Raw genomic sequence first — 16,227 nt, forward strand, 5'->3', positions numbered from 1 at the left:
GCTGCCGAAGGCTGCGACCTTCTGATCCTGAGCCCTAATAAAAAGCCCACCTATAAGGTGGGCTTCGATGTTGCAACAAGCGCTATCAGAACAACTTCAGCTTCGGCGCTTCTTCCTTTACCGGCTCGTTCTGCGCAGTTTGCGCATTCCAGCCACCACCCAGTGCCTTGTACAGATTCACCGCGCTGACCAACTGCGCGAGACGGTCAGTGATCAGCACCTGTTGGGCACTGAACAACTGACGCTGGGCATCGAGGAAGGTCAGGTTGCTGTCGACGCCAATGCGATAACGACGCTCAGCCAGACGGTAGTAGTCTTGGTTGGCGGTGACGAAATCACGCTGTGCTTGCAACTGTTGGGTGTAGGTCTGGCGTGCGGCCAGGCCGTCGGCGACTTCCTGGAAGGCCGTTTGAATGGACTTCTCGTAGTTCGCCACGCCGATGTCTTTCTGGATTTTCGAATAATCCAGGCTGGCACGCAGGCTGCCGGCGTTGAAAATCGGCAGGTTGATCTGCGGCTGGAACAACCAGGTGCCCGAGCCCCCCTTGAACAGGCCGGACAGGTCCGGGCTCAGGGATCCGGCGTTGGCGGTCAGGCTGATGCTGGGGAAGAACGCCGCCCGTGCGGCGCCAATGTTGGCATTGGCGGCTTTGAGGTTGCGCTCGGCCTGGAGGATATCCGGGCGCCGTTGCAGCAAGTCCGACGGCAGGCCCGGCGGTACATCACTCAGCAAGTCGTCAGCCAGAGGCCGCGTGGGCTTCAGGTTCGCCGGGAGCCCGGTACCGAGCAGCAGCACCAGGCTGTTTTCATCCTGGGCGACCAGGCGGGTGTACTTGGCCCGTTGCGCCCGGGCGTTTTCCACCGAGGTGCGCGACTGGGCCAGGTCCAGTGCCGAGGCTACGCCCACTTCGTTGCTGCGCGAGGTGAGCTTATAGCTCTCCTCGAACGCACCGAGGGTGTCCTGGGTCAGCTTGAGCAGTTCCTTGTCGGCTTGCCAAGTGAGGTAGGCGTTGGCCACGTTGGCCACCAGGCTGATCTGCGTGCTGCGACGACCTTCTTCTGTGGCGAAGTACTGTTGCAGGGCTTCTTCGCTCAGGCTGCGAACCCGACCAAACAGGTCGAGTTCATAAGCGCTGATGCCGACGGTAGCGGAGTAGGAACTGGTGATCCCTGCCTCGCCGGTTTGCGAAGCGTTGGCTGGAACACGCTGGCGGCTGCCAGTGCCGTTCGCCGACACCGCCGGGAACAGGTCCGCACGCTGGATGCGGTACTGCGCGGCAAAGGCGTCGATGTTCAACGCGGCGACTCGCAGGTCACGGTTGTTTTCCAGGGCCACCTGGATCAGCTGTTGCAGGACCGGGTCATGGAAAAACTGCTTCCAGCCCTGTTCTGCCGCGGCCTGACCAGGCGCCTGGGCCGGCGAATATGCCGGTCCTTGCGGATACTGGCTCGCCACCGGTGCTTCAGGCTGCTGATAATCGGGTATCAGCGAGCAGCCACCGAGGACGAACGCGGCGACCGCTAGGGAGAGTAGCGACTTGCTCATTGGCCAGCCTCTTTAGGAGTTTCAGTGGTGTCATCCTGGTCGGTTTTTTTCCGCTGACCAATGGACGACACGGTAACGAAGAACAGTGGGACCCAGAAGATTGCCAGGACTGTGGCCGTGATCATACCGCCAATAACGCCCGTACCGATTGCATGCTGGCTACCCGAACCGGCACCGGTGGAAATCGCCAGGGGCACCACGCCCAGGACGAAGGCCAGCGAGGTCATGATGATCGGGCGCAGACGCATGCGGCAGGCTTCGATCGCTGCCTCGCGCAGGCTCTTGCCCTGCTCGTGCAGTTCCTTGGCGAACTCGACGATCAGGATGGCGTTTTTCGCCGCCAGGCCGATAGTCGTCAACAGGCCCACCTGGAAGTAAACGTCGTTGGACAGGCCACGCAGGCTGGTCGCCAGCAGTGCCCCGATGATCCCCAAAGGTACCACCAGCATTACCGCAATCGGAATCGACCAGCTTTCGTACAGCGCTGCCAGACACAGGAACACCATCAGCAGCGACAACGCGTATAGCGCCGGAGCCTGCGAGCCGGACAGGCGTTCCTCGTACGACAGTCCGGTCCAGGAAATACCCACACCCGCCGGCAGTTTCTTGGCCAGTGCTTCGACTTCGGCCATGGCCTCACCGGTGGAGTAACCGGGGGCTGGGGCTCCGAGAATCTCCATCGCCTCTACACCGTTGTATCGCGACAGCTTGGGTGCGCCGTAGATCCACTGACCCTTGGCGAAGGCCGAGAAGGGCACCATGGTTCCTTCGGCGTTACGCACGAACCATTTCTTGATGTCTTCCGGGCTCATTCGCGAATCGGGCTGGCCTTGCACGTACACCTTCTTCACCCGACCGCGGTCGATGAAGTCGTTGACGTAGCTACTGCCCAAGGCAATCGATAGGGTGGAGTTGATGTCGCTGAGCGTGAGGCCCAGGGCCCTGGCCTTCTCGTCATCGATTTCCAACTGGTATTGCGGTTCGTCGTTCAGGCCGTTAGGACGCACCTGCGACAGCACTTTGCTCTGCGCTGCCATGCCGAGGAACTGGTTGCGCGCTTCCATCAGTTTTTCGTGACCGATACCGGCACGGTCCTGGAGGAATACGTCGAAGCCCGTAGCGTTGCCCAACTCCAGTACCGCGGGTGGCGCGAACGCGAACACCATGGCATCACGGAACGAGAAGAAGTGCTTTTGGGCCCGAGCGGCCAGGTTGAATACGCTGTTATCGGCGTTACGCTGGTCCCAGGGTTTAAGCATGATAAAGGCCATGCCCGAACTCTGGCCCCGTCCGGCGAAGTTGAAGCCGTTCACGGTAAACACCGAGGCCACCGCATCGCCTTCACCGCCGTCCTGGGTCGGACGCAGCAGGAATTCGCGCATTTCGTCGATCACCACCTGGGTCCGCTGGGCGCTGGAGCCGGCCGGGGTCTGCACTTGGGCGAAAAGTACGCCCTGGTCTTCTTCCGGAAGGAACGCCGTGGGAATGCGGGTGAACAACCAGATCATGCCGACTACGATGATGACGTAGGCCAGCAGGTACGGGGCCTTGTGCGTGAGCATGTTGCCAACGCCGCGCTCGTAGCTTTTGACGCCGCGGTCGAAGCTGCGGTTGAACCAGCCAAAGAAGCCGCGTTTCGGAGTGCCGTGCTCGCCTTTCGGAATTGCCTTGAGCATGGTTGCGCAAAGCGCCGGAGTGAAAATCAGGGCGACCAGTACCGACAGGGCCATGGCCGATACAATAGTGATCGAGAACTGCTTGTAGATCACCCCGGTAGAGCCGCTGAAGAACGCCATCGGCAGCAGTACCGCAGAGAGCACCAGGGCGATACCGACCAGTGCACCCTGGATCTGCCCCATGGATTTCTTGGTGGCCTCCTTGGGTGACAGGCCTTCTTCACTCATGACCCGTTCGACGTTTTCCACCACGACGATGGCATCGTCCACCAGCAAGCCGATGGCCAGCACCATGCCGAACATGGTCAGGGTGTTGATGCTGAAACCGAACGCCGCGAGAATCCCGAAAGTACCCAGCAGTACCACCGGCACAGTCATTGTAGTGATGACGGTGGCGCGGAAATTCTGCAGGAACAGGAACATTACCAGGAACACCAGCACAATTGCTTCGACCAGGGTTTCAACCACACCCTTGATCGATTCGGTCACCACCGGGGTCGTGTCGTACGGGAACACCACTTCCATTCCTTGGGGGAAGAAAGGCTTGAGCGTATCGATGGTGTTGCGCAGTGCCTTTGCGGTGTCCAGAGCGTTGGCACCGTTGGCGAGTTTCACCGCCAGGCCGGAGGCCGGCGCGCCGTTGAACTGGGCGTTGATGCTGTAGTTTTCACCGCCGAGGCCGACAGTGGCGACATCGGACAGGCGCACTTGGGAACCGTCCTGGTTGACCTTGAGCAAGATCTTGTTGAATTGCTCGGCGGTCTGCAGGCGGGTTTTGCCGATGATGGTCGCGTTCAACTGCTGGTCAGGCGCAGCTGGCAAGCCGCCCAGTTGGCCAGAGGACACCTGGACGTTCTGCGCCGCGATGGCGGCCTTCACGTCCACTGGGGTCAGGCTGAAGTTATTCAACTTGGCCGGATCGAGCCAGACCCGCATCGCATACTGGGAACCGAAGACCTGGAAGTCACCGACACCGGCGGTCCGCGAGATCGGATCCTGCATGTTCGACACGATATAGTTAGACAGGTCGTCCTTGGTCATGCTGCCGTCGCGCGACACCACACCGATCACCAACAGGAAGTTTTTGACCGCCTTGGTCACGCGGATTCCCTGTTGCTGCACTTCTTGCGGCAGCAGCGGGGTGGCCAGGTTCAGCTTGTTCTGCACCTGGACCTGCGCGGTATCGGAGTTTGTGCCCTGCTCGAAGGTCGCGGTAATGGTCATGCTGCCGTCGGAGTTACTTTCCGAGGATACATAACGCAGGTTATCGATACCGTTGAGCTGTTGCTCGATCACCTGGACCACGGTGTCCTGCACGGTTTGCGCGGACGCACCTGGGTAGGCCACGGAGATGGCGATCGCCGGAGGGGCAATGCTCGGGTATTGGTTGATCGGCAGTTTGAGGATCGATAGAGCCCCGACCAGCATGATCACCAGGGCAATTACCCAAGCGAAAATCGGACGGTCGATAAAAAATTTCGACATGAGTTACTCCCCTTTGCCGCTGGAGGCCTTGTCAGCTGCCTGTGCGGGGACCGGGTTCTTGGTGCCTACATTAGTCGCTTCACTGGCTTTTACTTCGACGCCAGGTTTGACGAATTGCAGCCCTTCAGTGATCAGTCGATCGCCAGCCTTCAGGCCGTCTTCGATCAGCCACTGGCTGCCCACGGTGCGACTGGCCTTGAGCTGGCGCAGCTCGACCTTGTTGTCCGGGCCGACGACCAGTGCGGTCGGCGCGCCTTTGAGGTCGCGAGTCACGCCTTGCTGGGGGGCCAGGATCGCTGCGCTGTTCACACCGGCCTGCAGCTGGGCGTGCACAAACATGCCTGGCAGCAGGGTGTGGTCAGGGTTCGGGAACACGGCACGCAAGGTCACGGAGCCGGTGGTCTGGTCGACCGAGACTTCGGAGAACTCGAGCTTGCCATCCAGCTTGTACTGGCTGCCGTCTTCAAGGGTCAGCTTGACCGCCGCAGCGGTATCACCGGCCTTTTGCAGGCGCCCGCTTTCCAGTTCGCGGCGCAACTCCAGCAGCTCCACGGACGACTGGGTCACGTCAACATAGATGGGGTCAAGTTGCTGGATAACGGCCATGGCGTCGGTCTGGCCGTTGGTGACCAGGGCGCCTTCGGTCACATTGGAGCGACCGATTCGGCCGGTGATAGGCGCGTAGACTTTGGTGTAGCGCACATTGATCTGGGCGGCTTGCAAGGTCGCTTCCGACTGCAGGCGGTTAGCCAGCGCCGTGTCGTATTCCTGACGGCTCACAGCCTGCTCGTCGACCAGTTGCTTGTAGCGATCGGAAATAGACTTGGTCTGCTGCAGATTGGCTTCGGCACTTTTCAGCGTTGCTTCATAGACGGCTGGATCGATCTGATACAGCTGCTGGCCGGCCTTGACGTCGCCGCCTTCCTTGAACAGGCGCTTGAGAATGATGCCGTTGACCTGTGGACGAACCTCTGCGATGCGGAACGCACTGGTCCGGCCCGGGAGCTCGGAAGTCAAGGTAAAGGATTGTGTCTGCAGCGTCACGACGCCGACCTGAGGGGGTGGTGCGGCGGGGGCCGCCTCTTCCTTTTTACATCCGCTGAGCAGCGATGCAAGGGCGACGGCAGTGACCAGAGCGGTAACAGCTGGCTTGAATTGCATGAAAATCCTCGGGTCAGGCGCGCTAGGTGCGCACTAGAAAGTGTGAAAGGTAAAAAATGTGCGCTGAGTGGATAAGTAGCTTGCTAAGGAATATACTTACGTTCATGGTTGTTTGTAAATACCTTTTGCTGTGTACTCATCCCGTTACAAATACCCCGCAAAGGTTTGAATTGTAGGCCGCAGACGAGTCCCAAGAGCGCTCGCTGCACTTTTATTCAGCGGATATTCAGATCGCTGAAGCATCCTGATTGAGGTTGTACTGCCATGGTCCGTCGTACCAAAGAGGAAGCCCAGGAAACCCGTAGCCAGATACTCGAAGCGGCTGAAAAAGCCTTCTACGAGCGGGGTGTGGCGCGCACGACCCTGGCCGACATCGCGACCCTGGCCGGCGTCACTCGCGGCGCCATCTACTGGCATTTCAGTAACAAGGCCGATGTGGTACAGGCGATGCTCGATACCTTGCACGAGCCACTGGATGACATGGCCAGGGCCAGCGAGAGCGAAGAGGAACTCGACCCCCTGGGCTGCATGCGCCAGCTGCTGATTCATTTGTTTCATCAGATTGCCCTGGACCCGAAAACCCGGCGCCTCAATGAGATCCTGTTTCATAAGTGCGAATTCACCGATGAAATGTGTGACCTGCGTCAGCAGCGTCAGGCCGCCAGCCTGGACTGCAATGTGCGGATCGGCCTCGCGTTGCGTAACGCAGTGAACCGTGGGCAATTGCCGGAAGACCTCGACACCGTCCGTGCAGCCATCAGCCTGCATGCCTACATCGATGGCATCCTGTATCAGTGGCTGCTGGCTCCGGACAGCTTTGAGCTGCATGCCGAGGCCGAGCGCTGGGCCGATACAGGGTTGGACATGCTGCGCTTCAGCCCCAGCCTGCGCAAATTGAAACAAAGTGCGTAATTGGATCTTGTTGTGTCAATAGAAGCGGGCGAAGACGACTCTTCGCCCGCGTTGGCTGTGGGTAACGGTGGCTTTTATAATCGGATGCGCTCCGGGATGACAGCCGCAGGTCTGATTTTTTTGTAGGAATTTTGTGTCGTGACCCGACCGATGTGGGGAAAATCCATTTTTCCAGGCTACCCGGGGTTTGGGTTATCTATATAAATGGCCATGCTGTAGCTATAAGGGCTTCCAGCCATGCTGCGTTTGAGCTCGTATTCGCAGTTCAATCGGTACCTGCCTACCGATCGTAGACTGTGCTCCCTGATGACCGAGGGCCCATTAATATAATGGTGTCTTATGTACAGCTGTGTTGAGAAGTCGAAAGCAAACTTTGCGCTGCGGTAAGTGAAACCGTGATTCACTTTGCTGGATACCCGGACTTTCCGGTCGGGGTGGCGTTGCGGTATTGCGCTGCGTAGGGTGAACGACAGATATTGCAGGGGGCCTATTTCATACTCTTTCGCAGATTGGCGATTACTGTCCCAGCTGGAATAGTCAATCTTGAATGTTTCATTTGTGCTGTTGTAGATAAAAAACAGTACGCTGGTGTGGGAGGCGACAGGTCGAATAGACGCCCAGGTCCGCGCCTCCTCCCTCAAGCTCTTGCGCATCACCTCTTCCAGCTCCTCTCGCAGTTTTCGGTGTTCAGCGAGTCGTGCCTGTTCTTTCTCATTAGCCTCTTTGAAGTTTTTCCACATCCTTTCCTGTTCTTTCTGAGTGAACAGTGTGCTCGCAGCACTGCTCAACAAGTTTACGAGTGGGCCCAAGCCTGTCATCGTGGCAATGCCACTTAACTGGTCATAAACGTTTTTCTTGATGGTGACATCTTTAATGACTTCGTAGACCTCCTGGTCTTCGGAGTTTTCGTCGTTTTTGGTTTCGTCCATGATGTCGAGTACTCTTTAGTTCATTGGAGTGTTCGACGGTATCAGCAGTTTAAAGAGTGCGCGTTGTAGGTATGTGTTTTTTTATTGCGTAACCTTGACGAAAAAACCCCGGCGTTTTCGGGCCGGGGCTTTTTGCATTTAAAACATTATTACATCACTGGGTAGTCGATATAACCCACAGGCCCCTTGGCATAAAACAGTTCCGGACGCGGCTCATTCAAGGGCGCATCCGCCTTCAGGCGCGCTGGCAGGTCCGGGTTGGCAATGAACGGCACGCCGAAGGCCACTGCGTCAGCCTTGCCGGCTGCCAGCCAGGCGTTGGCGCTGTCCTTGGTGAAACGTTCGTTGGCAATGTACGGGCCGCCGAAGGCTTCTCTTAGTTGTGGGCCGAGGCTGTCGGCGCCTTCTTTTTCCCGTGAGCAGATGAACGCGATGCCGCGTTTTCCCAGCTCGCGAGCAACGTAGGTGAAGGTTTCAGCCAGGTTGTCATCGCCCATATCGTGGGAGTCGGCGCGGGGTGCCAGGTGCACACCCACACGGCCCGCGCCCCAGACTTCGATCGCGGCATCGGTCACCTCCAGTAACAGGCGCGCACGGTTTTCCAGGGAGCCGCCGTAGTTGTCGGTGCGCTGGTTGGTGCTGCTCTGCAGGAACTGGTCGAGCAGGTAACCGTTGGCGCCGTGAATTTCCACTCCGTCGAAGCCGGCGGCCTTGGCGTTTTCGGCACCGGTGCGGTAGGCGTCGACGATGTCGGCGATTTCAGCGGTTTCCAGGGCACGTGGGGTCGGGTAGTCGGCCAGCGGGCGCACCAGGCTGACGTGGCCCTTTGGTTGAATGGCGCTGGGTGCCACTGGGCGTTCACCGTTCAGGTACGACTCGTGGGAGATCCGGCCAACGTGCCAAAGTTGCAGGAAGATCTTGCCACCTGCGCCGTGAATGGCCTTGGTCACGTTGCTCCAGCCGCGCACTTGGTCGTTGGACCAGATTCCCGGGGTGTCCGGGTAGCCGACGCCCATCGGCGTGACCGAGGTGGCCTCGCTGAGGATCAGGCCAGCCGAGGCCCGTTGTACGTAGTACTCGGCCATCAACGCATTCGGCACCCGGCCTTCGTCGGCGCGGCAGCGGGTCAATGGCGCCATGATGATGCGGTTGGCGAGTTCGACGTCGCCCAGTTTGATCGGATCGAAAATAGTCGTCATGAAATACAGGCCTCGTGGGAGATCAGTGGGTAGCAGGGGCCAGTTCGGCATTGCCGTTCTGGCGGAAAGTAATCAGGGTCACCAGCAGGGCGAGCACCGCAAGGGCCGCAGCCGCCAGTGGCACGCGAGTCAGGCCGAAGCCGTGGGCGATGACGCTGCCGCCGACCCAGGCGCCCAGCGCATTGCCGACGTTGAACGCGCCGATGTTCAGGGTCGACACCAGGTTTGGTGCGGCCTTGCCGAAGGTCACCACGTTGATCTGCAGCGCCGGGACGGCGGCGAACGATGCGGTGGCCCAGAGAAACAGGGTGATTTCGGTGGGGATCAGCGCGACGCTGGTCCAGGTCAATACGGTCGAGACCACGGCCATCGAGATGAAGACGCCAATCAGGGTCGCCGCCAGTCGCTTGTCCGCCAGCTTGCCGCCGATGATGTTGCCCACGGTCAGGCCCAGGCCAATCAGCAGCAGGGTCCAGGTGACGCCGTTGGGCGAGACGCCGGTGACGTCGCCGAGCAGCGGCGCGACATAGGTGAACAAGGTGAACATCGAGGCGGAAAACAGTGCGGTCATGCTCAGGGACAGCCATATGCCGGCGCCCTTGAGTGCTCGCATTTCGGCGCGCATGTCGAGTTTCTCTTCGTCACGCTTGGCGGGCAGGAAGCGAATCAGCCCGATCAGCGCGATCACGCCAATCACGGTCACTGCCCAGAAGGTCGAGCGCCAGCCGGCTTCCTGCCCGAGGGCGGTGCCCAGCGGCACACCGAGGACGTTGGCAAGGGTCAGCCCGGTGAACATCAGGGCCACGGCGGAGGCGCGCTTGTTGGCCGGGACCAGGCCTGCCGCCACCACCGAACCGATGCCGAAGAAGGCGCCGTGGCACAGCGCGGTCACTACACGGGCGAACATCAGCACGTTGTAGTCACTGGCCAGTGCGCAAAGTAGATTGCCGATGATAAAAATGCCCATCAACGCTACCAGGGCGGCCTTGCGCGGCAATTTGGCGGTGGCCAGTGCCATGAATGGCGCACCGATGGCCACGCCCAGTGCGTAACCCGTCACCAGCCAGCCGGCGCCAGGAATCGACACCCCGAGATCGACCGCCACATCTGGCAACAGGCCCATGATGACGAACTCGGTGGTGCCGATGGCGAAGGCGCTCAAGGCCAAGATGAGGAGCGAGAGGGGCATGTTGATTCCTTGTTGGCTGGCTGACTGAAAGGGTCAGAGCTCTTTACTGAAGGTGCTGAGAAATTCCTGGATGGTTTCCTCGTTGCGTTTGAAAAAGTGCCATTGACCAACCTTGCGGCTGCTGATCAGGCCGGCGCGCTGCAGGGTCGCCAGGTGTGCGGAGACGGTGGACTGCGACAGGCCGCAACGTTGATCGATCTGTCCGGCGCAGACTCCGTGTTCGTTGCTGTGGGTCTGGTCGGGGAATTCGACAGTCGGGTCTTTCAACCAGTGCAGGATTTCTCGCCGGACTGGGTGTGCCAGGGCTTTTATTATTTCGTCGAGATTGATAGGCATGGTATTGGGCTCGTGATGAATAAAACGCTATATCGCGATGAACCGAACTTTAAATCGTTATTTCGCGATATACAAATACGAATTGGGTCTGACGGCCGCGTAATTCGGTATATCGGGTTGTAACGATACATTGGCTGTAACGATTCGAGTGTGCAGTGCTAAGCTGCTCGACATGAATTATCTCGCACATCTGCACCTCGGTGGCCAGCGCCCCGGTCAATTGCTCGGCAGCCTGTATGGCGACTTCGTCAAAGGGCGGCTACAGGGGCAGTTTGATCCGGAAGTCGAGGCGGCTATCCAGCTGCATCGCAGCATTGACGTGTTCACCGATCGGCATCCGTTGGTAGACGTTTCGTTGTCGCGTTTTTCCCTGACTCGCCGGCGTTATGCCGGGATCGTGCTCGATGTGTTTTTCGATCACTGCCTGGCGCGGGACTGGGCACTGTATGCCGAGCAGCCGCTGGAGCGGTTCACCTCGGATGTGTATCGGGTGCTGTCCAGTGAGCGGCAATTGCCGGAACGCCTGGCCAGGGTTGCGCCGCACATGGTGGCTAATGATTGGCTGGGGTCTTATCGGCAGTTCGAAGTGCTGGAACAGGTACTGCGAGGGATTTCGCGGCGGCTGACCCGGCCAGAGGAACTCGCCGGGGCGATGCAGGAGTTGCGGATGCTGTATGAGCCGTTGAGCGAGGATTTCCGGTTGTTCTACCCTCAACTTCAGCTCTTTGCGCAGAACCATCCAGCAAAATAGACCCTGTGGGAGCGAGCCTGCTCGCGATTTCGGTCTGTCATCCAACTTAAGTGTCGACGGATACACCGCTATCGCGAGCAGACTGTGCTCCCACAGAGGATCTGCTTTTTTCCGGGGAATTGTGTCAGGCAGCGATAGCAGGGCGCATCGGCCTGTGCTGCTGTTCCGGTACCGCCCCAAACAATGCTTTCTGCACCGCCTGCTGCGCATCAAACGCCAGCGCGGCGCGCTCGCGGCCTTCGCAGGCGATCGGCTTAAGCAGATGAACTTCCACATCACCGCGATCATTGCCGAACAAACGCATCAGATGCGACAGCAAGTCATCATCGCCGATAAAAGGCGCCAGCGAATCCAGCTCTCCCTCACGCAAATAACGAATCGCCACCGGTTGCAGCTTCACCTGCGAATCAATCGCCGCTGACAGCAGGCGACCGTGGAAGGTACGTAACGAGCGGCCATCGGTGGTGGTGCCTTCGGGAAACATCAGCAGGGGATGTGCCTGCTGCAAATGACGAGTCATCTGCTTGCGGATCAACTGGCTGTCGCCCGAACCTCGACGGATGAACAGGCTGCCGGCCTTGGCAGCCAACCAACCAGCCACCGGCCAGGTGCGCACTTCGGCCTTGGACAGAAATGACAGCGGCGTGAGCATACCCAACAGCGGAATGTCGGTCCAGGACACGTGGTTGCTGACCCAGAGCATCGGCTGCTGGGGCAGTTCGCCGTGGACTGTCACGCGAAAGGGCAAGGCATTGGCCAGCCGCGCCATGAAGAAACGCGACCAGCGCTGGCGGCGAGTCATGGAATGAGCAATGCCCAGGCGCTCGAATAACCCGAACATACCCGCCATGCTCAACCCCAGCGTGACCACTACCAGCACTCGCGCAATCCGCGCGTACACCCGTAACCGGCTCATCACATGGCCGCCTTGAAGTGCTTGGCGTAACGTGGGCAGAGCTCATCGCGCTTGAGCAGGATAAATACGTCGGCCACTTGGAAGTCTTCATCCCAGCAGGGCTCGCCGCAAATCTTCGCGCCCAGGCGCATGTAGGCCTTGAGCAGCGGTGGCATTTCGGCGATGACGTTGGAGGGGATGGCCAGTGCCGGCAGCGGCTTTTTCGGCTCGGCGCGCAGGTGTTCGGTGCACAGGTAGCGTTCGCGCAGGCGTTGCATGATCGCGTGGGCCTGAATTCCGCCATCCTGCATCGGGATGCTCGCGCAGCCCATCAGGTAGCTGTAGCCGCCCTGGTTCAACACTTCGGCCAGTTCACCCCAGAGCACGGCGATGGTGCCGCCGTTGCGATAGGCGGGATCGACGCAGGTGCGACCGATTTCCAGGATCGGGCCCTGCAGGTGGACCAGACCGTGCAGGCTGAATTCTTCTTCGCTGTAGAACTTGCCCAGGCTGCTCGCGGCTTGGTGGTCGAGTAAGCGGGTAGTTGCCACCAGGCGCCCGGTGTTCAGGTCACGCACCCCGATGTGGGCGCAGTGAGCGTCGTAGTCATCCATGTCCAGACCCCGCTCCGCGCCTTTGAGCTTGGCGTTGAATTCGCCGCTGAACACGTTGAAGCGCAACGCCTGGGCTTCCTGCAACGCGTTGGCGCCTACCAGGCGTTCGGCTTGCAGGCGGCGTTCATTGCCGGTGTCGCGGATGCGGGCGATCTGAGTCATGGCGAATCTCCGTGCGGGCTGGTCACCGGTCTTGGGTGGCAGTCGATCGACTTTCTTTATGGAGCCGTGTTGTGCAAAGTCAGGCTATGTAACCCCGGTGTCATCGCCATGAAGCTTTGGTGATGCTTGTATGACAGCCTTTGAGGAGCCTTCCATGCCTTGGCAGAACCTGCTGAAACGTTGTGATCGCGTGCCCGCCAGTCCAGACCCGGCAGACGGGTTTGCCAATCTGTTGCAGCAACTGGGGAGCGTCACGCCGTTCGAACTGGCGGTTGTCGGCGGACGGTTGATGGCGACGCCCGGGCTGGCGTTTCTGGTGGGGTATCAGGCCGCGTTGCGCATGCTCTGGCCAAGCGCGCCACTAAGCCTGGGCGCCATGTGTGCGACCGAGCAGCGCAGCCTGCGGGTGGCGGACATGCAGACTCGCCTGGGCGATCTACGCCTGAGCGGACGCAAGGATTTCGTTACTGCGGGTAATGCCGCTGAATGGCTACTGGTCGCCGCTCGCAGCGAGCAGCCCGGCGAAGAGCCTCGCCTGAGCCTGGCGGTGGTGTATCCCGGCGAGCCCGGCGTGCGCCTCGAACCGTTGCCGTCGATCCCGTTGATGCCGGAGATCAGCCACTGCCGGCTGTTCCTGGAAGAAGCTCCATGCGAATTACTGGCGGGGGATGGCTGGGACGCTTACGTCAAACCGTTCCGCACTCTGGAAGATATCTATGTGCTGAGCGCAATGACGGCGTGGCTGTACGGTATCGGACAGGACAGTGACTGGCCGCAAACTCTGCAGTTGCGTTTGCTGGCTTTGCTCGCCGGATGTGCGCAAGTCAGCCGGCAAGCGCCTGACAATCCGGCGGGGCATGTGTTACTGGGTGGTTTGTTCGCCCAGTTCGACGGACTCAAAGGCGAGATTGATCTGGCGCTGGCGGAGGGGCCGCAGCATTGGGCGGCGATGTGGCAGCGCGATCAAACGGTGATGGGGCTGGCGGCGGTGGCGCGGGGCAAACGGTTGGCGAAGGCGTTGGCAGGATTTGCATTGGATTGAGTGGCCCCGTTTCGATTTACGCATACTCCAAAACTGTCATCAACCTTGGCTAGGCTCACCAGGTGCAACCCTCCGAGCCCCCGCCATGCCCAAAGGCTTGTTCTTCTGTTTCATGCTCCTGCTCAGCTTTACGGCTCACGCCGACAACTGGCCGGCGGAGCATTGGTCAACTGGTCCGGTCATTTCGGGTCCGACGCTCCAGACGCTGGAGGCTTACGCCTTTGCATCGAGAGACGACACCACCCGAGCAGGCATCCGCACCGATGCCTTGCTGGTGATCCGCGATGGTCAACTGATCTACGAGCGCTACAGCGCGCCGACCACTGCCGACACCCCGCACCTGACCTGGTCGATCAGCAAGAGCCTCATGGCGGCGGTCCTGGGTGTGGCTTATGGCGAAGGTTTGTTCAGGCTTTCGGACCCGGTGCTGAAATTCTATCCGGCGCTGGGAAAATATCCGGCAATAACCATGGCCGACCTGCTGCACTGGGCCTCCGGTCTCGACTGGCAGGAAGATTACGAGTACGCCCCGCTGAAGTCCTCCGTAGTCGCGATGCTATATACCCGCGGCCACTTGGACATGGCCGCGTTCACTGCCGCCCATGACGCGTACGCCGAGCCAGGCCAAGTGTTTCGTTATTCCAGTGGCGACAGCAATCTGCTGTCTGCTGCGTTGAGAGGCATCGTCGGGCCGGCGCGTTATGCGGATTATCCATGGACAGCCTTGTTCGAACCGCTGGGCATTCACCACGCGACCTGGGAGACCGATGCCAGTGGTACGTTTGTCGCGTCTTCCTACGCCTACCTCACCGCCCGCGACCTGGCACGAATCGGCCTGTTGATGGCGCGCGACGGACGCTGGGGCGATCGGCAATTGCTGCCCAAGGACTGGGTTGCTTTCAATCGTGAGCCTTTCACGCACTACAAGGCGAATCAGGACGTCACTGTCCCGGGCGGGCATTGGTGGCTAAACCGCGCCGTCGATGGAGCCGCTTCACCCTGGCCTGATGCGCCTGCCGATACCTTCGCGGCACTGGGCCATTGGGGCCAGGCAATGTACGTGATCCCCAGCGAGCACCTGGTGATTGTGCGCTACGGTGATGATCGCGATGGCCGCTATAACCACAACACATTGCTCAAACTTGTGCGCCAGGCAGTCGCCGGGCAGGTGCAGCCATGACCCGCCGCAACTTTGTTCGGCGCCGGCCTCTCACGACGCTTTGGTTGATGGTGCTGCTCGCCCTGCTTGGCTGGATCTGGCAGGAGCGCGTTGCACTGTGGTCTTTTGCGGACATCATCAGCGCCTACACGGCGAAGGAGTATTGCTCGTGCCGGTACGTGATGAACAACCCCGCCGAGTACTGCCACAGCTATGTGAAGCAGTGGCTACCCACCACCTATTTTGCTGATGACTCCGCCAGCAAGCTTATTACCGTCAGCGGCATGGGCCGCAGTAGCCGCGCGCAATGGCTCGGCAAACACCAGGGCTGTCGCCTGATTCCTTGAAGACTGCACCTGCTGCTGGCGAAGCCCTGTGGGAGCGGTCTTGCCCCGCGAAGGGGCGCCACATTCCATATCTGTGTCAATTGACCCACCGCTATTGCGGACAAGACCGCTCCCACAGGGGACCCATGCAGCGCAGATCCCCTGTGATGTGAGCCTGCCGCCTGGCTGTATGCAATTGGTTCAGGGGCGGTTAATGTTCGCTCAAGTTTATCTGCCCCACGAGTCTTTATGTTCAAACGGCCCCTTTGCAAAACCTTCGTTTTCCTGCTGCTGGTCGGTGCTACTGCGTCGGCCCAGGCCAACTGGTACCTCGATGGCGAGTCCTCGCGGCTGTCGTTCATCAGCACTAAAAACGCCAATATTTCCGAAGTACAGCGCTTCCTGGTGTTGCACGGCAAGGTCAGTCCCAAGGGCCTGGCCGAGGTGGAAGTCGAGCTGGAATCAGTGAACAGCGGCATCCCCCTGCGCGATGAGCGCATGCGCAAGGAGCTGTTTGAGATCCAGACCTTCCCTGAAGCCCTGATCAGCGCGCAGATCGACTTGCGCCCGATCAACGACCTTGCCCCAGGTGCGCAACTGGAATTGCGCTTGCCGGTGACCGTCAACCTGCACGGCAAGATGCACGACTACAACGCCGAGCTGTTGGCGACTCGGCTCGATGATCGGCGCTTCCAAGTAGTGACCCTCGAGCCGCTGATCATCAATGCCGCAGACTTCGACCTGGCGCCTGGCCTTGAAAGCTTGCGCAAGGTGGCCGGTTTGTCGGCCATCAGCCTGTCGGTGCCGGTGGGTGCGGTACTGATCTTCACGGCGCGCTGATCGCC

15 protein-coding genes are annotated in these 16,227 nt (G+C 59.9%); 6 read left to right on the plus strand and 9 right to left on the minus strand.

Going from position 1 to position 16,227, the window contains the following annotated elements; all coding sequences use genetic code 11:
• Positions 1–85 precede the first annotated feature (85 nt).
• The 3 genes from emhC to emhA are packed head-to-tail and all read right to left on the minus strand — an operon-like array spanning position 86 to position 5,868.
• Entirely contained in the window at positions 86–1,546 is a 1,461-nt protein-coding gene (gene emhC / locus L9059_RS05165; RefSeq protein WP_247288791.1) for an efflux RND transporter outer membrane subunit EmhC, read from the minus strand.
• Positions 1,543–4,707 (minus strand): efflux RND transporter permease subunit EmhB, encoded by a 3,165-nt coding sequence (emhB, locus tag L9059_RS05170; RefSeq protein ID WP_247288793.1) that lies wholly within the window; start codon positions 4,705–4,707, stop codon positions 1,543–1,545. Before emhB ends, emhC begins: the two co-directional genes overlap by 4 nt.
• A 3-nt stretch (positions 4,708–4,710) precedes the next feature.
• Complete coding sequence (gene emhA / locus L9059_RS05175) at positions 4,711–5,868, minus strand: efflux RND transporter periplasmic adaptor subunit EmhA (RefSeq protein WP_247288795.1); 1,158 nt, start codon at positions 5,866–5,868, stop codon at positions 4,711–4,713.
• Between the two features lie 264 nt (positions 5,869–6,132).
• Between emhA and emhR the strand changes: the two genes are divergently transcribed.
• Positions 6,133–6,780, plus strand: coding sequence for an efflux system transcriptional repressor EmhR (gene emhR, locus L9059_RS05180; protein ID WP_247288797.1), 648 nt, complete (start codon positions 6,133–6,135; stop codon positions 6,778–6,780).
• 176 nt (positions 6,781–6,956) lie between these two features.
• Here emhR and L9059_RS05185 read toward each other — a convergent pair whose 3' ends face one another.
• The 4 genes from L9059_RS05185 to L9059_RS05200 form a co-directional block, all read right to left on the minus strand.
• Positions 6,957–7,709, minus strand: a complete 753-nt coding sequence (locus L9059_RS05185) for a hypothetical protein (RefSeq protein WP_247288799.1) — start codon at positions 7,707–7,709, stop codon at positions 6,957–6,959.
• Between the two features lie 149 nt (positions 7,710–7,858).
• The gene (locus L9059_RS05190; RefSeq protein WP_247288801.1) at positions 7,859–8,908 is read right to left on the minus strand and encodes an alkene reductase; all 1,050 of its coding nucleotides are present in this window, start codon (positions 8,906–8,908) and stop codon (positions 7,859–7,861) included.
• Positions 8,909–8,930: 22 nt separating this feature from the next.
• Positions 8,931–10,097 (minus strand): MFS transporter, encoded by a 1,167-nt coding sequence (locus L9059_RS05195; RefSeq protein ID WP_247288810.1) that lies wholly within the window; start codon positions 10,095–10,097, stop codon positions 8,931–8,933.
• Positions 10,098–10,130: 33 nt separating this feature from the next.
• Positions 10,131–10,433: an ArsR/SmtB family transcription factor gene (locus L9059_RS05200; protein ID WP_122837770.1), complete on the minus strand. Its 303-nt coding sequence runs from the start codon at positions 10,431–10,433 to the stop codon at positions 10,131–10,133.
• A 172-nt stretch (positions 10,434–10,605) separates the two neighbouring features.
• On the opposite strand from L9059_RS05200, the gene L9059_RS05205 reads away from it, so the two are divergent.
• On the plus strand, positions 10,606–11,184 hold the full coding sequence (locus tag L9059_RS05205) for an acyl carrier protein phosphodiesterase (RefSeq protein WP_247288812.1): 579 nt from the start codon (positions 10,606–10,608) through the stop codon (positions 11,182–11,184).
• 124 nt (positions 11,185–11,308) lie between these two features.
• Here the strand turns inward: L9059_RS05205 and L9059_RS05210 are convergent, their stop codons facing one another.
• Positions 11,309–12,100, minus strand: a complete 792-nt coding sequence (locus L9059_RS05210) for a lysophospholipid acyltransferase family protein (RefSeq protein WP_247288821.1) — start codon at positions 12,098–12,100, stop codon at positions 11,309–11,311.
• The gene (olsB, locus tag L9059_RS05215; protein ID WP_247288823.1) at positions 12,100–12,855 is read right to left on the minus strand and encodes an L-ornithine N(alpha)-acyltransferase; all 756 of its coding nucleotides are present in this window, start codon (positions 12,853–12,855) and stop codon (positions 12,100–12,102) included. Before olsB ends, L9059_RS05210 begins: the two co-directional genes overlap by 1 nt.
• Before the next feature lie 154 nt (positions 12,856–13,009).
• Between olsB and L9059_RS05220 the strand changes: the two genes are divergently transcribed.
• The 4 genes from L9059_RS05220 (at position 13,010) to L9059_RS05235 (ending at position 16,222) form a co-directional block, all read left to right on the plus strand.
• Positions 13,010–13,897: an acyl-CoA dehydrogenase middle domain-containing protein gene (locus tag L9059_RS05220; RefSeq protein WP_247288825.1), complete on the plus strand. Its 888-nt coding sequence runs from the start codon at positions 13,010–13,012 to the stop codon at positions 13,895–13,897.
• An 85-nt stretch (positions 13,898–13,982) separates the two neighbouring features.
• Positions 13,983–15,077 (plus strand): serine hydrolase domain-containing protein, encoded by a 1,095-nt coding sequence (locus L9059_RS05225; RefSeq protein WP_247288827.1) that lies wholly within the window; start codon positions 13,983–13,985, stop codon positions 15,075–15,077.
• Positions 15,074–15,403, plus strand: coding sequence for an amidase (locus L9059_RS05230; protein ID WP_247288829.1), 330 nt, complete (start codon positions 15,074–15,076; stop codon positions 15,401–15,403). The genes L9059_RS05225 and L9059_RS05230 overlap by 4 nt, the downstream gene beginning before the upstream one ends.
• Positions 15,404–15,631: 228 nt before the next feature.
• Positions 15,632–16,222, plus strand: coding sequence for a YceI family protein (locus L9059_RS05235; protein WP_247288831.1), 591 nt, complete (start codon positions 15,632–15,634; stop codon positions 16,220–16,222).
• Positions 16,223–16,227 lie beyond the last annotated feature (5 nt).

Source organism: Pseudomonas violetae, from assembly GCF_023072615.1.
Classification (GTDB): Bacteria; Pseudomonadota; Gammaproteobacteria; order Pseudomonadales; family Pseudomonadaceae; genus Aquipseudomonas; species Aquipseudomonas violetae.

Bases quoted from the DNA above. Each gene is read 5' to 3' on its own strand.
- emhC (WP_247288791.1), bottom strand. From the start codon at position 1,546: ATGAGCAAGTCGCTACTCTCCCTAGCGGTCGCCGCGTTCGTCCTCGGT.
- emhB (WP_247288793.1), bottom strand. From the start codon at position 4,707: ATGTCGAAATTTTTTATCGACCGTCCGATTTTCGCTTGGGTAATTGCC.
- emhA (WP_247288795.1), bottom strand. From the start codon at position 5,868: ATGCAATTCAAGCCAGCTGTTACCGCTCTGGTCACTGCCGTCGCCCTT.
- emhR (WP_247288797.1), top strand. From the start codon at position 6,133: ATGGTCCGTCGTACCAAAGAGGAAGCCCAGGAAACCCGTAGCCAGATA.
- L9059_RS05185 (WP_247288799.1), bottom strand. From the start codon at position 7,709: ATGGACGAAACCAAAAACGACGAAAACTCCGAAGACCAGGAGGTCTAC.
- L9059_RS05190 (WP_247288801.1), bottom strand. From the start codon at position 8,908: ATGACGACTATTTTCGATCCGATCAAACTGGGCGACGTCGAACTCGCC.
- L9059_RS05195 (WP_247288810.1), bottom strand. From the start codon at position 10,097: ATGCCCCTCTCGCTCCTCATCTTGGCCTTGAGCGCCTTCGCCATCGGC.
- L9059_RS05200 (WP_122837770.1), bottom strand. From the start codon at position 10,433: ATGCCTATCAATCTCGACGAAATAATAAAAGCCCTGGCACACCCAGTC.
- L9059_RS05205 (WP_247288812.1), top strand. From the start codon at position 10,606: ATGAATTATCTCGCACATCTGCACCTCGGTGGCCAGCGCCCCGGTCAA.
- L9059_RS05210 (WP_247288821.1), bottom strand. From the start codon at position 12,100: ATGAGCCGGTTACGGGTGTACGCGCGGATTGCGCGAGTGCTGGTAGTG.
- olsB (WP_247288823.1), bottom strand. From the start codon at position 12,855: ATGACTCAGATCGCCCGCATCCGCGACACCGGCAATGAACGCCGCCTG.
- L9059_RS05220 (WP_247288825.1), top strand. From the start codon at position 13,010: ATGCCTTGGCAGAACCTGCTGAAACGTTGTGATCGCGTGCCCGCCAGT.
- L9059_RS05225 (WP_247288827.1), top strand. From the start codon at position 13,983: ATGCCCAAAGGCTTGTTCTTCTGTTTCATGCTCCTGCTCAGCTTTACG.
- L9059_RS05230 (WP_247288829.1), top strand. From the start codon at position 15,074: ATGACCCGCCGCAACTTTGTTCGGCGCCGGCCTCTCACGACGCTTTGG.
- L9059_RS05235 (WP_247288831.1), top strand. From the start codon at position 15,632: ATGTTCAAACGGCCCCTTTGCAAAACCTTCGTTTTCCTGCTGCTGGTC.